We start from the raw sequence: 18,130 nt of genomic DNA, 5'->3' as shown, positions 1-18,130 counted from the left end.
TGACGCTTATTTTACGCAAACGATTACACAATTATTATTAAGTTATAAACACTGACAATCTCATTGATTTTGGTAATCTTGACAGTAACCAATCAGTAAGACCTAAAAGTCTAGTTATATTTTAAACCCTTGAGGTACCTGGAATCTTTTGCAAAAAGGTCATTATTTTAATTTGCTTTTAGTAAGTCATGGCAAAAAACTCCCGAGCAACCATACACGATATTGCCAAGAAGCTGAATATTACGGCTTCTACCGTATCTCGTGCCCTGAATAACAAACCAAGAATCAGCGAGAATACGCGTAAGGCAGTTCTTAAAGCTGCCAAGCAACTCAATTATCAGCCTAATAACATTGCGGCCGCTCTCCGCAATGGGAAAAGTCACCTCATTGGTATTATGGTACCCACTGCCGACCGAAGCTTTTTTGCCTCTGTTGTCCGGGGTATTGAAGAAATTGCCAACAAGGTTCATTATAAGGTAATTATCTCCCAGTCGTACGACAATTACGAAAAAGAGGTTCAGACCGTAGATGCCCTGATCAGTGCAAGAGTAGATGGTATCATTGCCTCAATCGGAAAAAACACAGAAGACTTTAGCCATTTTAAAAGAGCACAGGACAGAGATATCCCCCTCATCCTTTTTGACAGGGTGACTGATGAACTGGATGTGAGCCAGGTTATGATAGACGATTACCTGGGAGCTTATAAGACTGTGGAACACTTGATTGAACAAGGCTGTACACGCATTGCCCATTTTACCAGCCCCAAAAAAGTAAGTATATACATTGAACGGTTAAGAGGGTACAAAGCAGCATTGCAAGATTATGGACTCCCCTATGATAAATCTTTGGTGGTAGAAAGCAACCTTCAGTTGGAGGATGGGAGAAGTAGTATGGAACAACTTTTGAAATTACCCGCCCTTCCTGATGCAGTCTTCTCTGCCAGCGATTATGGGGCTATGGGTGCTATGCAGGTTTTAAAAGAAAGGCAGATCAAGATTCCTCAGCAGATAGCTTTGGCGGGATTTAGTAATGAGCCTTTTACCTCCTTTACTTCTCCTCCCCTTACTACAGTAGATCAGTTGAGTATCACGATGGGCAATTTTACCGCTGAACTTTTCTTTGATCAGCTTAGGTCAGAAAAAAAGCCTGTAAGCCAAAAAACTGTGCTTACGCCTAAGCTCATCATCAGAGGTTCTTCCCTCAGAAAAGAGGAATAGTTTATTATTTAACCTGATGCCTGTTGAGTTCCTGCTAAATATACAATTGCAAACGAGTAAGCATTTAATTTTTATTTCAAACATCTAAATTTTCAAATCAACCTATGCGTAAAAAAGTAGTAACTTTTGGAGAAATCATGTTGCGACTGGCCACGCCCAGCTACCAACGCTTTATCCAGGCCACTGATTTTGAAGCTACCTATGGTGGCGGAGAAGCCAATGTCGCAGTATCGCTCGCCAACTACGGCCTTTCGCCTCAGTTTGTTACCCGACTGCCTCAGAACGATATCGGCAAAGCTGCCCTCTCTACTTTAAGAAAATACAATGTCGGTACCGACCATATCGCTTTTGGCGGAGACCGCCTGGGCATCTACTTTCTGGAATCCGGCGCTGTAAGCCGGGGCAGCAAAGTGGTCTATGACCGAGCCAACTCTGCGCTTTCTGAAATCCAGCCCGGCATGATTGACTGGGACAAAGCCCTGGACGGTGCCGAGTGGTTTCACTGGACAGGCATCACTCCAGCCGTTTCTCAGGGCGCAGCCGATGTCTGTCTGGAAGGCGTAAAAGCGGCCAATGCTAAAGGCATCACCGTTTCTACTGACCTCAACTACCGCAAAAACCTCTGGAAATATGGCAAGAAAGCTTCTGAAGTAATGCCTGAGCTGGTAGCAGGCTGTGACATCATCCTGGGCAATGAAGAAGATGCGGAGAAAGTGTTTGGCATACATCCTGAAGGTGTAGACGTCACCAAAGGCCATGTGGAAGCAGCAGCATATGAGTCGGTCTGTAGCCAGCTGATGGAGAAATTTCCCAGAGCCAGGAAGGCGATCATCACCTTAAGAGGCTCTATCAGTGCCAGCCACAACAGCTGGTCGGGCGTGCTCTACGATGGCAAGCAACTGTATGAAGCCCCTACTTACCAGATCACGCACATTGTAGACCGCGTAGGGGGAGGAGACTCATTCATGGGCGGCTTGATCTATGGCTTGCTCACTTATCCGGATGATGACCAGCAGGCACTCAACTTTGCGGTAGCCGCTTCCTGCCTGAAGCATACCATCCACGGAGATTTCAACCTTGTAACTGTAGATGAGGTAGAGAAGCTCATGAGCGGAGATGCTTCGGGTAGAGTTTCACGTTAAATTTAATGCTGATGAGGAATGGATAGTGATCAATGGTAAACATTCTATGCATTCCTCATTAATCTTACTCTCCCTTATTTGTTTTTCTTATATATAGCCCCTCGTTTTATGTATTTGAAATAATTTACTTATTTTGACCATTAGAAATAAATAAACTAACTAACTAAACTCAAAAGCATGGATAACACCACATTACTCCTGATTTTTGGAGGCATTTTGGTATTGGCAATTTTAGCGATTTGGTTAGCAAACAAAAAGTAGCTGTAACACCATTTGCGTCAGAAATTATCCAACTCAATCACATTACTGAAATTCTACCATTGCATTTACTAGTTTCTTATTGAGCATATACTTTTGCCCGATAAGTTTTTGGCTTGCAATAATTAGGTATAGTAAGGAAAGCTAGGGAGGCGATGCAGGAAAAGTATCGCCTGCTTTCTTTAGACTTTAATCTCTTCCAGGTAATAGTCCAGTTTATTGATACCACTCAGCACATTGATGTCAACTGTACCTAAACTGGTATCATACAATAATTCTACATAAAATTTATTCATTGCGTAAAGCTTAAGTATATAGTGTTTTGTCCTGAGAACAGTTAAAAAGACACCTTTATACTGCAAAAAATTCACCTGTTCGTAACGAGATAACTCCTTGAATTCTGCTATTTCCATAGTTCCAACCTTATTTTTCTCGAGGAAAGACAGCAATTTGTGGGCTAGTTTTTACTAAATGTAAGAAGTCCTTCCAAATTAAAGCGTTGGAAAAAAAGTTCATCAGATGGTTAGCTTAGTTCGTCGATAAGCTGAAAAGAGGTACTACAGCTGCTTACTGAATCGTAATTTTAAAAGAATACTTACCACTGACAGCTGACTTTTTTAGATTGGAGATGTAACCTACGTTAATTAGTCCCTCTGCATACTTCTTCAAAAATACGTTTCTGAGCAGATCGCCTTTTTGTTTGTCGGTAAAAGTAAAAGTAGCAGATAGGTTCTCTACTTTTGAATCAAAATCTTTTCCTTTTTCCAGACCTAAGTCTTCTGCCAGATAAAAAAGTTCTTCCATATTGTATAAAATGTATTCCTTAAACGAAGGTAGGCAAATGTAGGTTCTGTTGATAATAAAGCATCTCTGAATTATAGGGGAATTTTCAGAAAATCAGGAGAATGAATGCTTTATCAACGCAAACAAGTAGCGTAGCCGGATGCTAGGCAATTTCAATAGGACGCATAGAAGAACTCATCTTATTATTATTCAGCAGTAATGGATTGATATTAATACCAAAACCGCTGATGAGTAATGCTGAGGCAATAGCAATATGTAGATAGTCATCGCTATTTACTCTGATATAGGTATTTCTATCTTTTACAAAAGGTAGATTGGTCCCCAAAGACATGATGGCAAGCTGGCGTCCTTCCTGCGAAAGTACACATTTGATTCCTCCCAAACGGTTTACCATGATCACCTCCTCTTCACAGCGACATTCCCATTGCCAGTATGAGATTTTACGAATTCTGTAATTCTTTCCAGCAGTAATTATTTCAAATCCAGAGCTATGAATGAAGGGCTTATGGATTTTAATCTCCAACCCGCGAGGGTTAATTCTTTTTACTTTTGTGGTAGCAGACAATAGACGATAAGTACGTTTTACATAAAACGTAGCTTGTCCATCAACCTGGATCTTCTGAGCAATCCAGGGAAAAAAGTGGCGAGGTTCAATAATCACGTTGATGCTACGAAAAGACATACAAACGCTGGTTAAATTGCTTTTCAAGCAGAAAGTTAAAAAATATTTTATTTAACCTGCTTAAGTCAACATTAAATTTATCGGATATCTACTCTTATCTAACCTTCTATAGGCCTGCAAAAGTTCTGTTATACTGGCTGCGCTCTCTAAGCCCAACTTTTCTAGTAATTGCTGACTAGCGAAGTTCAACTCCTGCTGTTCATAATAATGATCTTTACAGTAATGTACAAATTTTAAAGCTTTAAAGCCGTCAAACCATAAAAAAAATCGCTTCTTAAAAGTTTTAAAGCTTGATGAATTAGCTTTCATCTCTTGGAGTTTATCCACAAAGCGCTGTTTTATCAAAAAGGTCCTTAAAGCCTCGGGCAATCTTAGGCTGGAGAGTTCTTCATCAAAATGGCTTGTCTCATAAAACATAGGTACATACTGAATAAACACTTTCAAATCATCAAAAATAGCAGGATGGTAAGCTTGTTTACGGCTCTCCTCATCGTTTAGCCACTCCTGCTGTGCTTTACCAGTACCAAAAGGAACACGAGCTGAAAGCCGAGAAGAAGGATAAACCACAGTTTCGTTGATAACATAATGATTTCCCAAGGGCACTACTTTATGTAGAAAGTAAAAATCTTCTCCTGCCTTACGCCTGTTCATTCCTCCACTTAGTGCGTATGTATCTGCCCGCGACGCTCATGCTTGAGCCCACAGTATGCATAGCAAAGGGGTACTGACTATATGCCAGCGCATTTACATAATAACGCAGGAATAATTCATAATAAATAATCCCTATTCGCAGTTTTGAATTGTCGGCCTGTTCTAAAATGTGTTCAAAATATATGGAGCAGGATTGTGGCTTGTGATGTACCTGAACTTTTTCTAATACCCGCAAGTAGTTTGTTGCTACCAGGCAGTCAGCATCCAGGCAAACAATCATGCCGGCATACCTGATGAAAGCAAAACGGCGCAATGCCTCATCCATACCAATTTTCCTGGCTAATCCTACTCCGGCATGTTTGGAAGGCATGTCTTCTATATATAATACTTGTATTTTGAGCCAGGATTTTTCATGCTTGCTTTTCCAGTGCGCTATCTCTTTTCTGGTTTCTATGTTTCTCAGTTTTAGCGTCTTATCATCATTAAGGCTACTGTTGATTACGATCAGTACTTCAACCGGAAACGCTGGTGGTTCACACTGGTACAGCGCATCTAACGTAAGTGTCAGTGCCGGCTCGTCATAACAAGGAATTACAATAGAAATTTTAGTATCAGGATGAGGAATACTTTCCAGCTGTTTGTCACAAAAGCCAAACCGCTTAAAGTAGCGATCAGCAATTGCTACCAGTGAGTTTTCATGCATAATGCCGTAAAATTAATATTTTCGCAAAAGTCATATCAAAAGCAGTAAAGGCTTTCTTAAAGATATATTAGTATGCAATATAAAATAGAACTTGCTAATGCCTCCAGCCAGGCGTGGTTAGATACCGTAATGAACGATTTCAATAGTTTTTTACAGGATCATGCTGACTGTGAAAGAAAGGCGTCAGCCATGGCTATGAGTTTTGTAGCCAAATATCCTGAACGCCATGAAATTATCCCTGAGCTCATTGCTACGGGAATTGAAGAGCTGGAACATTTTCAGCAGGTATATGAGTTTATGCGTCAGAAGGGTATTCCACTGGCAAAAGCAAATGTCACCAGATCCTTATATTAAGCAACTGATGGCGCTCAGCCACGGAGGAACACCTCTCACCCGTTTCCGTGATCGGCTAATTTTAGCTTCTCTGATAGAGAGTAGAGGATGTGAACGTTTTAAGTTAGTAAGCGAAGCACAGGAGGATGAGGATATTCGGCGCTTCTATAAGCTCTTATGGGCTTCGGAAGCTAAACATAGTCATATTTTTGTACATATGGCATTGCGGTACTTTGATAAAAAGGAGGTAGACGAACGCATTGCTGAATTAGTTGCTGAGGAAGCAAAAATTGTAGAAAATTTACCGTTAAGGGCTGCATTACATTAGTAGCATTATATCGCCCGGCTAAACCACAACATCAATAAATAAAAAAGCAGTCCTGAAACTGCTCCTTAACGTTTGTGTAAATTGTAACGGTATTAATTAGCTGAAAGCTGAGTGCTCATCACCAGACTCCTAAAAAGTGAACGTTCTACCTTTAGCTGATAATGTCCATGTTGTAACTGTTGTTCCGGCATATAATAATAAGTTTCCTGCATTTCACCTTTTCGTATAGCAGTGACCATTATCGGCTGAAGTTTTCCAGCGTAGAAATTTCCGTTGTCATCATGATTGCGCCTCAGCGTACGCTGGTGACTGATACTTTCCACCAAATAGATTGCAAGGCTTATTACTGATAAAATTGCAAAAACAACAAAAGTCAAAACCATATTTTTATGAGATTAATAGATTCAATATACCCAATAATCTCTAAAACAGTTCCTCCGAAAAGGCGGAAATATTACATAAGTAAAAAATTCTTTATATCATGACTATTTACTCAAAATATAATTCAATTTTTAAGCGTAATCTTTTTCACTTTTTGTAGATCTGTGGCCGCATCTACCATTAAGTGCCAACTTACCTGCTTACCATTTTCCATAGATTCGTACGCAAGCCCTTTATCCCCCATGATGATCCTGCATTTTCCTAATCCATAGCGTAATGATTCTACTACATCTCCTTCATGTAGAGGATGATTGTTAAGGTCTGCGAGTACAGGCTGATGCTTCTTTTTTTTCTTCTTAAAAAGCCCAAACATATTATTAATTTTTTAATGTCAATGTGACGCACGAGTGATCAACAATATACCAAATAAGTAAGAATAATTGACTTTTAAGCCTTGGCTAATTTGTACCCTCTCTACTTTTGAAGCAAAAAAAACCTTCTGTACTTTACGTGTACAGAAGGTTTTCATATTAAGATCAATAACTTGATTTATAAACAATAAGCGTTTATAAACCAGCAATATGGTTTGATTACAGGGCGCTCTGATAATTTTTTTCAGCCTGCTCCCAGTTAACTACATTCCAGAATGCTGCAATATAATCCGGGCGCTTGTTTTGGTATTTGAGATAGTACGCATGCTCCCATACATCAAGCCCCAAAACAGGAGTTCCTTTTACTTCGGCTACATCCATCAAAGGGTTATCCTGGTTAGGAGTAGAAGTTACTTTCAGGCTTCCGCTTTCATCTACAATCAACCATGCCCAGCCTGAACCAAAGCGTGTGGCGGCAGCATTGTTAAATTCTTCCTTTAACTTATCTAATGATCCAAAAGTGGCGTTGATAGCCTCAGCCAGTTTTCCGCCAGGCTGGCCTCCATTAGCAGAAAGTAGCGGCCAGAAGAACGAATGGTTATAATGTCCTCCGCCATTGTTTCTTACTCCTGTAGCATAGTTGGATACATTTTTAATAATCTCCTCCAGAGACTTATCAGCAGCATCCGTTCCTTCAATAGCAGCATTCAGTTTGCTCACGTATGCATTATGGTGTTTTGTATGGTGGATCTCCATAGTCTGTGCATCGATATGGGGTTCCAGTGCATCATACGCATAAGGTAGGTTTGGCAATTCAAATGACATAATTGTATATTTTAATATGAAAAAAAATGGGTTTTAAACCTTTCATTTATTCTTACGAATAATAAAACAAGTGGTTACTTGTTTTATTAGCTTTCATCATGCGTACTGAGCAAATTTTACTTTTACTTAAGACCAAAGGCCCTATGACAGCACCTCTGATTGCTGAAGAGCTTGGTATCAGCAGTGAAGGGGCGCGCCTGCAACTGAGCCAACTGGTGCAGCAAAAAATGGTACGTAGCCACAGTGAAGCAAAAGGAGTAGGACGTCCTAAGCAGATTTTCAGCCTAACTTCTGATGGGCATGCGCACTTTCCGGATACACATAGTCAACTTACGCTACAGCTCATCAAGCAAATCCGGGATACGTTGGGGGAAAATTCATTAGAAAAAGTAATCGAGGCCAGGGAAAAAGAAGTAAAGACACGCTATCAGCAGAAATTAGCTGAAGCAGAAACTTTGGAGGAAAAAGTACAGCAACTAGCGGATATCAGAAGTCGTGAAGGATACCTGGCTGAAGTAAAAAAAGAAAATGATGCCTTGCTATTGATAGAAAATCATTGTCCAATCTGCGAAGCGGCTACCTATTGTCAGGGTTTTTGTCGTACAGAGCTCAATACCTTTCGCCAGCTCTTGGGGCAGGGGGTGAGTGTAGAACGTACCGAGCATATCGTAAAAGGAGCAAGAAGATGTGCCTACCTGATTAAGGAAATAAAAGATAACTTAGCTTAGCATAATGCAATCAACTACTCAATTACTACTTTGTATGCTTCATAAGTAACCTGATCACCAGCAACCAGCTTTTTTCTCTTCTGAGTTTCCTCGGAGCCATTTACCTGTACAAACCCTGATTCAATCAGCTGATTGGCTTCCCCACCACTGCCAGCCCATCCCATGATTTTCAGGAGTTTATTAAGCTCAATGTATTCACTTCCCGCTTTGAGTTTGAATGGTGTCATCATTTTTCTATATAAGATTTTTAAACAAAAATAATGTTCTAATTTGAAACTCTACAAACGCTTCGCTTTGCTGATATAAAAAAACTCCCTGCACTTTCGTACAGAGAGTTTTTCACAAAATTACATATCAGCGGAAACTACTCCTCCGTCTCTTCTTCTTCCGAAACTTCTAAATCTACTTTTTCCCGCTGGGGAAACTCCTTGTTTTGTGAGCTTAGCACCATATCCAGTCTGATAGCAGTCCCGACTTCTACATCCGGAACTGTATAGGTATATGTGCGGGTAATCTCTGCATCTAATGAAGCGGAAGACTCATCCAAAGTAGTAACTGTTGTAAAATCACTACCACCTACTTGTTCCAACAGTTCAATTCCTGTCGCAGGGTCCTCTTCCAGATTTACATAATACAGAGTAACGGTTATCTCTTCACCGGACAGAGGCTCATCATTAGATACGCTTATCTGAGCAATGGTAGCTGTACTTGTCCCTGCTACCTGATAGTCAGGAAGCACTTCGTTCTTTTCGCAGGCAGCAAAGCTAAAAGCTAATGCCATCATTACGAGTATTTTACTATATATTTTCATGTTATTGATTTCAAAATTAAAAACACCAAATTACTCGTCCCAAAACAATGGGTCTCCCAGAGAAACCGCTGGTACGTTCTGCCCATTACGGGTTGTTTCTGAATCAGGATAGATAAGTCTTTTGATAAACTCACCGTTGAGGTTAGGATTATGGTTTGCCGGTAAGGTCATATTCTCATACTGATAATCAAAACGGCGAGCATCGGTCCAGGCTTCAGGATGTAAAAACATGCTGATATATTTCTCCTTAAAAACATCCTGAATACTAAGATTAGCGGCTCCCACACTCACTTCAGGATTTGCCAGGTAAGCCTCTATTTCCGCTTCTTCAACACCCAGCTTATTCAGGTGGGCAGTGATGCCTTCAATGTATGCGTTATAAGCCCTACTTTGATCACCTGCATCCAAAGCTGCCTCAGCTTCTATAAACTTCTGCTCAAAGTAGGTAATCACCAAAAGAGGCGCATCTTCCGCGGCATAATAAGTATCTGTTACCAGCGTTGAGCGAGCTCCCTGCTCAGGTGCATCTCCCCGGCCTGCTCCGTTGGGTGTACCCACATATACGCTATCATCGGTTAGGCCGAACATAAAGGGCATACGAGGGTCCACATAGCCATAGGTAGTACCATCCATAGCTTCTACCAGTTGCTCGGAAATCCAACCTCCCAGCAATAGGTTTTCGTTATCTATCGCCTCCTGTGCCCAGGGGTTACGCTGAAGTGTATTGGCATAAGAGGTAACTTGTGCATCATCTTCTGAGCTTTCAAAGCCATTATCTATTGCGGCTAATACTGCCTGAGGGTCATAGCTGCCAGTTTCACTCAGATGTAGCAGATAGCGGGCTTTCAGTGCATAAGCCATCTTGATCCAGGCCTCAGTGTCGCCTCCAAAAAAGAAATCATCATCTCCTATTACAATTGCTGAATTTTCCTGCCCAAGGGCTACAATACCATCATCTAAAAGGGTAAAAATCTCCTGATACAGGTTCTCCGCATCATCATAAGAAGGCGTTAATGTCTGGGCAAAGAAAGCCTCGCTGTAAGGCAGATTTCCCCAGAGATCCACTGTCATACCCAGATTCAGGGCTTTAAGCACTTTAGCTGCGCCCAAATACTCAGTAGCCCCTGATTCTTCTGCCAGTACCTCTATGTCACTCAGGTCGGTCATCACATTGTACAGATTGAACCACGTATTATCGTAAGGCACTTCATCATGGATATCAGTAGAGCTTGAGGCGTTAGGGGAAGCCAGGTACTGTACATAAAAGGAAGTCGTTCCACCTATATCAAATACGTTATTGGCTGTCTCCAGGGTGGCGTTGGCGAGCAACCCACTTAGCGGCGCTACAGTAGGGTTGTTGGGATCTGTATTGATATCCAGATAATCTTCACAACTTGCTGTAAATATCAATAAGGCCGCTATGCATAATATATTTAGCTTTCGCATAATCATATTCATAATAATCAGATTAAAGCGTTAGGTTAAGTGTAAAGAAATAACTCTGTACTCCAGGGTAACCTAAGCCGGTAAAGGCTGATGCGTTCCCCCCTGCTCCGGCGCTGAAAGACTCAGGGTCAAAGCCTGTCCACGGTGTCCACAGGATAATATTATTGGCTGCCAGTGATACGTTGGCTGCTGAGAAAGGAGTAGCATCCAGAATTCCGGAAGGAAGCGTATAGCCTAAAGAGATATTTCTCAGTTTCACGAAAGAAGCATCTTTCACAAAGTTTTCAGATACTCCTCTGTAGATATTACGATAGAAGCTTGCACCATAATCTCTGCCATCCGGGCCAATACCCTGACCTAGCCATACTTCTTGTGTATTGGGTGAACCGTCCGCCAGAAGACCATCAAAAACAACCACATCGTTTCGGTTGAGAGAATAATCAAGCTTACCAAAAGCAGAATAGAAATTGGCATACTGATCGTACTGATACTGGCCGGCACGGGCGTCTATCAGGAATGACAGGCTTAAGCCTTTATAATTGAAGGTGTTGCGAATACCTCCATACCACTTGGGTTGCGCGTTACCCAGAATCAACTGATTGGTATTGACCACCGGGAAGCCATCATCACCTATCAGTAAGGGAAGATCTCTATCTACTTCAGTAAGGTTCTCAGGTTCGCCCCCTTCGTAATATCGCTCATAGCTACGTCCGTAAAGATTTCCGTAAGCATCTCCTTCAATCAACTGCAGGGTAACTGAGCTACCGGCATAGCCAAACTGGCTTCCCAGCACAATATTCTCAATACCTTCTCTGATTTCTACTACCCGGTTGCGGTTTCTGGTAAAGTTAAGCAACACATCCCAGCTAAAATCGTTGATGCTCACGGGTGTCGCCCCCAGTATGATTTCTACGCCCTGATTTTCCAGTTCACCTGCATTGGTCACAAAACGCGTAAAACCTGTAGCATTGGATACTGGCACCGGAATGATCTGGTCTTTACTATTGGACTTGTACCAGGTAAAGTCAAGGCTTAAGCGGTTCTCAAAAAACCTCAGGTCTGTACCAATCTCTACTGCGGTAGTTCTTTCCGGTTTCAGCGTAGGTAATCCAAATGTGCTGCTTCTGGTAAATCCAACCTGTCCCTCTACCGGGAAAAAGTTTGGTGAAGTATAAGTGATAGCCGTAGAATAAGGATCAGCGTCCTTACCCACCTCAGCATAGGAAGCTCTGAACTTACCATAGCTTAAGAATTCAGGAACACCCAACACATCATTGAACACAAATCCTAAGTTGAATGAAGGATAGAAGAACGAGCGATTCTCAACCGGAAGCGTAGATGACCAGTCATTCCTGGCTGTAATATTCAGGTAGAGATAGTCATCATAGTTTAATAGTAAGTCGCCATAAACACCGATAAGTCGTCTCTGACTGGTAAATTCTCCAGTTTGTAGCTCAGTAGTATTGCTGAGGTTAAAGAAACGAGGAATGACAAAGTCAGTACCTGTAGAAGTCAGGTCATTTCTGCTTCTGTCAAAAACATCATTACCTATACGAAGGGTAGCATCCAGTTTTTCGGCAAAAGTATGGTTCAGGCTAATATTCAGGGTAGAGTTAATATCACGGCTGTTGATCTTCTCTTTGGTGATAAAGCCGGTACTGCTCAATGCTACCTCACCATCAATGCCCAATGGGCCAGGTAAAATCTCAACACGGCTATCACTATACACATCTGTACCGATACGATAAGAAATGCTCATCCAGTCAGCAGGACGATAGTTGAAATTCAGATTACCTATGATTCGGTTAACATCGTCTTCGTAGGTCGCAAAACGGGCGTCATAGAGAGGGTTAGTATTTCCATAAGTATTCTGGGTACCGTCAGGATTGATATAATCAGTAACATCCTGGGTATTGGCCCAATACATCAGTCGCTCCATGATACGGTCGTGAGGCACACGATTACCTCCTGAATTGATATAGTTGATGGAGCCATTCAGGTCAAACTTTTCTCCCGCGCTTATTTTACCGGAAAGCTTGGCAGAGGTACGGTCCCACTCGCTAAAAGGAATTACACCATCCTGCTGAAGGTTAGAAACGGAACCATAGAAAGTAGCGCTTTCATTACCGCCCGATACACTTACCGTATTTTCCAGTTGCATACCGGTCTCCATAGTATTGCGGGTATTGTCGTAGTAGCGATGATCAGGGTCAATCACCTGGGCGGCTTCTACCGGGGCACCCCAGCTAGGCCAGAAACTACTTGGCTCATAAGCACCAGAGAAACCCTGACCGTATTTTTCCTGAAAATCAGGATACTTGTTAATTTCCTCAAAACCAATTGAGCTGGTTACATTTACTTTCGTGGCACCGGCTTGACCTTTTTTAGTGGTAATAATCACCGCGCCATTGGCAGCACGTACTCCATACAATGCGGTTGCCGCCGCACCTTTCAGCACGTTGACTGATTCTATATCATTGGTATTGAGGTCAGCCACCCGGTTACTCATACCGCGGGGTGTTCCATCAGATTCTACCGTAGTATTATCAATAGGCACACCATCTACCACAAACAAAGGCTGATTGTCTGCATCAGGATTCAGTGACGTAAGTCCACGGATGATGATACGTGAGCTCATCCCTGGTGCACCTCCCGAATTGGTGATTTGCACCCCTGCTACTCTACCTTGTAGGGCATTTACCAGGTTAGGCTGCTTGGTCTCCGTAATTTCGCGGCTTTGTAACTCTTGTACTGAGTATCCCAAAGCCTGTTTTTCCTGCTCTATACCAAAGGAAGTCACTACCACCTCCGATAATTGTTCCAGGCTGGGAGAAAGTGCCACATCAATATTACTTCTACCATTGACAGCTACTTCCTCTGATTGGTAACCGATGAACGAAAATAATAGAATTGCATCATCGGAAGGTACCGAAATCCGGTAGTTGCCATCTACGTCGGTTACAGTACCGGTAGTAGAACCCTGTACCAGAATGTTTACTCCAGGTAAGCTTTCCCCGTTTTCCAGGGAAGTCACATTACCACTTACTGTACGCGACTGGGCCATCCCTATATTGCCGGTAAAGCTGAGGAAGGCCAGGAGCGTACACATGTAAAGAATTTTGTTCATAAGAAAAGATTTATGTAAAACGATAAAAAAATGATATAGCCTATATCAATCAAATAAGTGACGAAATAAAAGTTATTTTATATGAATGCAAAATTTCATATGGTAAAGATTGTATCTCTTATATAAGATTATCCACAAATATATTTTACTGAATATCAACCCTTTGAGGCAAAGTATCACTTATTAGTTTTGCATTTATTAGATATTATCACTTTTAGGGAAAGGAAGTGAATTTATGAATGGACTTTTGAAAATAGATTACCAAAATCATTGTTTTAAAAAATTATTTTGCAATACCTTCCTTTTGATAAATTAAATTTTGCTAAATCCTATCATTGGTTCTTTTTATTCTGAACCAACCCTTATTGTAAACTGACTATCTTAAGAAAAATCGCTGCCTAAAGTTCAAGTTTCAGCTTTTTATTACACTAGGCTTTTCCTTACCCACCGGACGTAAAAAAAAATTGAGACTACCTGTCTTTTTTATGTTGTATCTATGGTATCAGAATGAAAAAAGGCGATATGAAAATATCGCCTTAAAATGTAGTACTTTTTTCTTACTTCTTCACTGCCTCTTTTTTGGGCATTTGCTGATCGTGCAACTGCACCGGCTTGGCTTTTTTGCGGAGGCGCATATTTAATATCTCTACCAATAAAGAAAATGCCACTGCGAAGTAAATATAACCTTTGGGGACGTGGAAGTGGAAACCTTCAATCACTAGCATAAACCCAATCAGGATCAAAAATGAGAGTGCCAGGATCTGCAGCGTAGGGTGCTTGTTAATAAAATCACTGATTTTACCGGCAAACACCATCATCACGATAATGGAAATAACCACAGCTATAATCATAATCAGGATCTGCTGAGTAAGTCCTACGGCAGTAAGGATGGAATCAAAAGAGAAGACCATATCTAATAGTATGATCTGGGTGATAATCTTAGCGAAGCTTTGTGTCTTTTTATTCGCATCATCACCATGAGTAATTTGTTCGCCTTCTATCTTATGGTGTATTTCGGAGGTGCTTTTTGCCAGCAGAAACAAACCTCCTGCCATCAGAATGAGGTCGCGGCCACTGATATCTAGCTCAAAAAGGCTAAACAAAGGCTCGGTAAAACCAATAATCCAGGTAATGCCTAGCAAGAGACCAATCCTAAAGATAAGTGCCAGTAACAAGCCCAGATTACGAGCCCTTGGTTGTTGTTCGACAGGAAGTTTTCCAGTGACAATAGAGATAAAAATGATGTTGTCAATCCCTAATACAATTTCTAAAAAAGTAAGGGTGAGTAAAGCAATCCAGTTTTCTGCTTCTAAAAAAATTTCCATAACAATTTGTTTAATGCTAAATTAAAGAGCCTTTATGAATAAATGTTTTGATGCGCACAATTTTTTTATCAACATGCTTATCTAATGAAGCATTAAATATTTTTTGAACAGCAAACCCGCAATTTTTATGAAGATCGTTACCCTAACCATGAATCCCGCACTGGACAAAAGTTCACGTGTAAACAACATTCGTCCGGACAGCAAACTACGTTGCGAACCTCCCAAATATCAGCCTGGTGGGGGAGGCATTAATGTTTCACGTGCCATACACAAATTGGGAGGGGACTCCCTCTGCGCTTATCTGGCCGGAGGACCGGATGGGGAGCACATGCAACAGCTTATTGAAGAAGAGGGCGTGAAGCAACATGTTATTTCCATGGAGGGTTGGACCAGAGAAAACTTTATTGTGGTAGACAAAAGCAATAACCAGCAATACCGCTTCGGTATGCCGGGTGAAGAGATTAGCGAGAAAGAGTGGAAGCAAGCTCTCAAAGCTATGGAAACCTTCTGCCAGAAAGCTAACTACGTGGTAGGCAGTGGCAGTTTACCTCCCGGCGCGCCGGATGACTTCTGGGCCAGGCTTGCCCGTATCGCTAAAGAAAATAACGCCCGCTACATCGTAGATAGCTCGGGAGAGGCTCTTGAACTAGCCGCCGAAGAAGGGGTATACCTGCTGAAACCCAATTTGGGAGAGTTAGGCTCTCTGTCAAAAAAGGAGTCTGTGACGGCAATGGAACAGGAGGACCTGGCAAAAAGACTTATTGGTAGCCAACGGGCTGAGGTAGTAGTGGTATCCATGGGTCCCCAGGGTGCCATGCTGGTGGCTAAAGACCAGGTAGTATATGTGCCTGCTCCCACAGTCCATAAGAAAAGTACGGTTGGCGCCGGGGATAGCATGGTAGCAGGTATGGTGCTTAGCCTATCTCAAAATAAATCACTAACCGAAGTGGTAGCCTTTGGGGTGGCTTCAGGAACTGCTGCCACCATGAATGAGGGAACAGGGCTTTGCAAGAAAGAAGATACTGAAAAGCTATATCAGTGGATTTTATCAAAGTTATGAAACATGCTATCGTTCTTCCACAGGAAGACTTTATCCTTCGCCCCTGGCAGGAAGGAGATGAAGAAGCACTCTCGAAATACGCAAATAATTACAAAATATGGATCAATGTAAGAGACCACTTTCCTCACCCTTATACCCTTAAGGATGCCAAACTGTGGGTACGTATTGCTAATGCAGACCACTCTACGATTAACCTGGCAGTGGAAGTTGAAGGAAAATCAGTGGGAGGGGTTGGTCTTGTTTTCAAACAGGACATCTACGCCCGCTCCGCGGAAATAGGTTACTGGCTAGGCGAGCCTTTCTGGAACAGAGGGATCATCAGTCGGGCGGTCGATATGCTTTCCGAATATGTATTCAATCATCCGGATTACGATATATGCCGGATATATGCCGGGATCTTTGAGTATAATGCGGCTTCGGGTCGAGTGCTAGAAAAGGCGGGCTTTCATCTGGAAGCTCGTCTTGAGAAAAACATAACCAAAGAAGGTAAGACGGTAGATGAGCTCATTTATGCTCGCCTGAAAGATTAAATCCTACGCGCTATATCTACTCGTTCATACCGAAAAATGTTTGACCGGGAGTAGAGTAAGTCTGGCTGGCATCATCTATGATCAACACCCAGTCCCGCTCAGCGATAGGCGTACGGAAAGCATAGGTACGGTTATTTTTAAATTTACCCAGACTTACTGAGTCGCCGGTGCGGGGATCAAACCACCAGGCGTTAATCTTTTTACCGGATATTTTCCGGGCATCTATCTCTACTGACTCACCGGAGGGAAGGTAAACCATCATAAAGTCAGTGCCTCTTGCTGCCGCGATATGTTTATCCCCACCTTCATTGCTTACTACTAAAGAAGGGTCGGGAGTAAGCTCAGTAAAATCGCGAGACTCAAACAATTGCCGCATATACCCCATCTGATAGGCTCCCGGATGATCCAGGGCTTCTTTCCAGGGGGTACGTGCTGAGGAAACGGGCTCTCGCCCTTCTTCCCACATCTGCCAGATGTTATGGTTACCGTAAGTATGCCCAAAGGCTCCTGCCAACATAGACCAGTAAGCGGCCTGCCTTACATCGTCTTCATCAAACCAACCATTTTCAGGCTTCCAGTTAATCGGATGATCTTCGTAGCAGGGCTCTCCATCCAAAGTAGGCTTCACAGGGTTCAGGGCATAGTTATGCTTTGTTACCTGATAGTTAGGTTTGTCTATCTCTCCATGCCCTGACTGAAACATATTAAAATCCAGCCAGTCATCTGCATGAAAAAATTCAGCCGAGTTGCGTCCGCCCATCGGGTGATAAGTCATCAAGTGAGTGTTATTATCTCCTTCAGCCAAACCTTCAGCCATTGCCCTGATGATGGCAAAGTCTTCATCTTCTTCAGGAATACGATCACCTCCCAGTATCCAGACGATAGGCTTATCCTGATACCTTTCTCCTAAAAACTTGCCATAAACGCGGGCATTTTCAGGAGTAAAGACTTCTGGCCCTACACCCCAGCGCTTGTTGAACTTGTCGCCCCAGGTGGGTAACATACCTATATATATGCCCAGATCTTCAGCCTTATCCACAATAAAATCCACATGCTCAAAGTATGCCTCATTGGGTTGTGTAGGATCATTATTAGCCAGAGGAGTATCACCATATGGGTTAGGCGTATTCAGCCCATCCAGTTCGGCCAATACTACAGCCTGAATTACTGTAAACCCCTTGCTGGCACGATCCTCCAGATACATGCTGGCCTCCTCACGGTCTAACCGATGGAAAAGTTCCCAGGCCGTATCGCCTAGCCAGAAGAAAGGGGTGCCATCCTCCCGAAGCAGGTAACGCTGGTCATCGCTTACTTTTAAAGATTGAGCGGATAGCGAAAAATACAAACTGGCAAATAATGTTAGAACGAGAGTGGTAGTGAAGTATCTCATGATTCGCTCCGTTTAGGC

Annotated in this window: 20 protein-coding genes; 7 read left to right on the top strand and 13 right to left on the bottom strand. The window is 42.3% G+C overall.

Features of this window, described 5'->3' with window-relative positions:
• Nucleotides 1-188: 188 nt before the first annotated feature.
• Complete coding sequence (locus OKW21_RS31170; RefSeq protein ID WP_277487439.1) at nt 189-1,217, top strand: LacI family DNA-binding transcriptional regulator; 1,029 nt, start codon at nt 189-191, stop codon at nt 1,215-1,217.
• A 104-nt stretch (nt 1,218-1,321) separates the two neighbouring features.
• The gene (locus OKW21_RS31165) at nt 1,322-2,359 is read left to right on the top strand and encodes a sugar kinase (RefSeq protein WP_277487437.1); all 1,038 of its coding nucleotides are present in this window, start codon (nt 1,322-1,324) and stop codon (nt 2,357-2,359) included.
• A gap of 825 nt (nt 2,360-3,184) precedes the next feature.
• Here the strand turns inward: OKW21_RS31165 and OKW21_RS31160 are convergent.
• From OKW21_RS31160 to OKW21_RS31145, 4 genes are all read right to left on the bottom strand, one after another.
• A complete protein-coding gene (locus OKW21_RS31160) occupies nt 3,185-3,421 on the bottom strand; it encodes a hypothetical protein (RefSeq protein WP_277487435.1) in 237 nt (78 codons plus the stop codon).
• Between the two features lie 142 nt (nt 3,422-3,563).
• On the bottom strand, nt 3,564-4,103 hold the full coding sequence (locus tag OKW21_RS31155; RefSeq protein WP_277487433.1) for a hypothetical protein: 540 nt from the start codon (nt 4,101-4,103) through the stop codon (nt 3,564-3,566).
• Between the two features lie 60 nt (nt 4,104-4,163).
• The gene (locus tag OKW21_RS31150) at nt 4,164-4,700 is read right to left on the bottom strand and encodes a hypothetical protein (RefSeq protein ID WP_277487431.1); all 537 of its coding nucleotides are present in this window, start codon (nt 4,698-4,700) and stop codon (nt 4,164-4,166) included.
• A 40-nt stretch (nt 4,701-4,740) separates the two neighbouring features.
• Nucleotides 4,741-5,457, bottom strand: a complete 717-nt coding sequence (locus tag OKW21_RS31145; protein WP_277487429.1) for a glycosyltransferase family 2 protein — start codon at nt 5,455-5,457, stop codon at nt 4,741-4,743.
• 72 nt (nt 5,458-5,529) lie between these two features.
• Between OKW21_RS31145 and miaE (OKW21_RS31140) the strand changes: the two genes are divergently transcribed.
• Nucleotides 5,530-5,811: a tRNA isopentenyl-2-thiomethyl-A-37 hydroxylase MiaE gene (gene miaE / locus OKW21_RS31140; RefSeq protein ID WP_277487427.1), complete on the top strand. Its 282-nt coding sequence runs from the start codon at nt 5,530-5,532 to the stop codon at nt 5,809-5,811.
• A complete protein-coding gene (gene miaE, locus OKW21_RS31135) occupies nt 5,789-6,118 on the top strand; it encodes a tRNA isopentenyl-2-thiomethyl-A-37 hydroxylase MiaE (protein ID WP_277487425.1) in 330 nt (109 codons plus the stop codon). Before miaE (OKW21_RS31140) ends, miaE (OKW21_RS31135) begins: the two co-directional genes overlap by 23 nt.
• 92 nt (nt 6,119-6,210) lie before the next feature.
• On the opposite strand, the gene OKW21_RS31130 is transcribed toward miaE (OKW21_RS31135), so the two are convergent.
• The 3 genes from OKW21_RS31130 to OKW21_RS31120 form a co-directional block, all read right to left on the bottom strand.
• Nucleotides 6,211-6,501, bottom strand: a complete 291-nt coding sequence (locus OKW21_RS31130) for a hypothetical protein (RefSeq protein ID WP_277487423.1) — start codon at nt 6,499-6,501, stop codon at nt 6,211-6,213.
• Between the two features lie 122 nt (nt 6,502-6,623).
• Complete coding sequence (locus tag OKW21_RS31125; protein ID WP_277487420.1) at nt 6,624-6,872, bottom strand: hypothetical protein; 249 nt, start codon at nt 6,870-6,872, stop codon at nt 6,624-6,626.
• A gap of 217 nt (nt 6,873-7,089) precedes the next feature.
• Nucleotides 7,090-7,695, bottom strand: coding sequence for a superoxide dismutase (locus OKW21_RS31120; protein ID WP_277487418.1), 606 nt, complete (start codon nt 7,693-7,695; stop codon nt 7,090-7,092).
• A 98-nt stretch (nt 7,696-7,793) separates the two neighbouring features.
• On the opposite strand from OKW21_RS31120, the gene OKW21_RS31115 reads away from it, so the two are divergent.
• Entirely contained in the window at nt 7,794-8,423 is a 630-nt protein-coding gene (locus tag OKW21_RS31115; protein ID WP_277487417.1) for a helix-turn-helix transcriptional regulator, read from the top strand.
• 14 nt (nt 8,424-8,437) lie between these two features.
• Here the strand turns inward: OKW21_RS31115 and OKW21_RS31110 are convergent, their stop codons facing one another.
• The 5 genes from OKW21_RS31110 to OKW21_RS31090 form a co-directional block, all read right to left on the bottom strand.
• Nucleotides 8,438-8,653 (bottom strand): RNA-binding S4 domain-containing protein, encoded by a 216-nt coding sequence (locus OKW21_RS31110; protein WP_277487415.1) that lies wholly within the window; start codon nt 8,651-8,653, stop codon nt 8,438-8,440.
• 134 nt (nt 8,654-8,787) lie between these two features.
• Nucleotides 8,788-9,234 (bottom strand): hypothetical protein, encoded by a 447-nt coding sequence (locus OKW21_RS31105; RefSeq protein ID WP_277487413.1) that lies wholly within the window; start codon nt 9,232-9,234, stop codon nt 8,788-8,790.
• A 30-nt stretch (nt 9,235-9,264) separates the two neighbouring features.
• Nucleotides 9,265-10,680, bottom strand: a complete 1,416-nt coding sequence (locus OKW21_RS31100; protein ID WP_277487411.1) for a SusD/RagB family nutrient-binding outer membrane lipoprotein — start codon at nt 10,678-10,680, stop codon at nt 9,265-9,267.
• A gap of 22 nt (nt 10,681-10,702) precedes the next feature.
• Nucleotides 10,703-13,807, bottom strand: a complete 3,105-nt coding sequence (locus OKW21_RS31095) for a SusC/RagA family TonB-linked outer membrane protein (protein WP_277487409.1) — start codon at nt 13,805-13,807, stop codon at nt 10,703-10,705.
• Nucleotides 13,808-14,364: 557 nt separating this feature from the next.
• Nucleotides 14,365-15,132 (bottom strand): TerC family protein, encoded by a 768-nt coding sequence (locus tag OKW21_RS31090; RefSeq protein ID WP_277487407.1) that lies wholly within the window; start codon nt 15,130-15,132, stop codon nt 14,365-14,367.
• A gap of 127 nt (nt 15,133-15,259) precedes the next feature.
• On the opposite strand from OKW21_RS31090, the gene OKW21_RS31085 reads away from it, so the two are divergent.
• Together OKW21_RS31085 and OKW21_RS31080 are read left to right on the top strand one after the other, a co-directional pair.
• Nucleotides 15,260-16,192 (top strand): 1-phosphofructokinase family hexose kinase, encoded by a 933-nt coding sequence (locus OKW21_RS31085; RefSeq protein WP_277487406.1) that lies wholly within the window; start codon nt 15,260-15,262, stop codon nt 16,190-16,192.
• Entirely contained in the window at nt 16,189-16,722 is a 534-nt protein-coding gene (locus OKW21_RS31080; RefSeq protein ID WP_277487404.1) for a GNAT family N-acetyltransferase, read from the top strand. The genes OKW21_RS31085 and OKW21_RS31080 overlap by 4 nt, the downstream gene beginning before the upstream one ends.
• Before the next feature lie 16 nt (nt 16,723-16,738).
• Here OKW21_RS31080 and OKW21_RS31075 read toward each other — a convergent pair whose 3' ends face one another.
• A complete protein-coding gene (locus tag OKW21_RS31075; protein WP_277487402.1) occupies nt 16,739-18,112 on the bottom strand; it encodes a glycoside hydrolase family 140 protein in 1,374 nt (457 codons plus the stop codon).
• Nucleotides 18,113-18,130: the final 18 nt, after the last annotated feature.

Origin of the sequence: Catalinimonas alkaloidigena (genome assembly GCF_029504655.1) — a bacterium.
GTDB classification, from domain to species: domain Bacteria; phylum Bacteroidota; class Bacteroidia; order Cytophagales; family Cyclobacteriaceae; genus Catalinimonas; species Catalinimonas alkaloidigena.
This window is presented reverse-complemented; position numbering and strand designations above follow the sequence as displayed.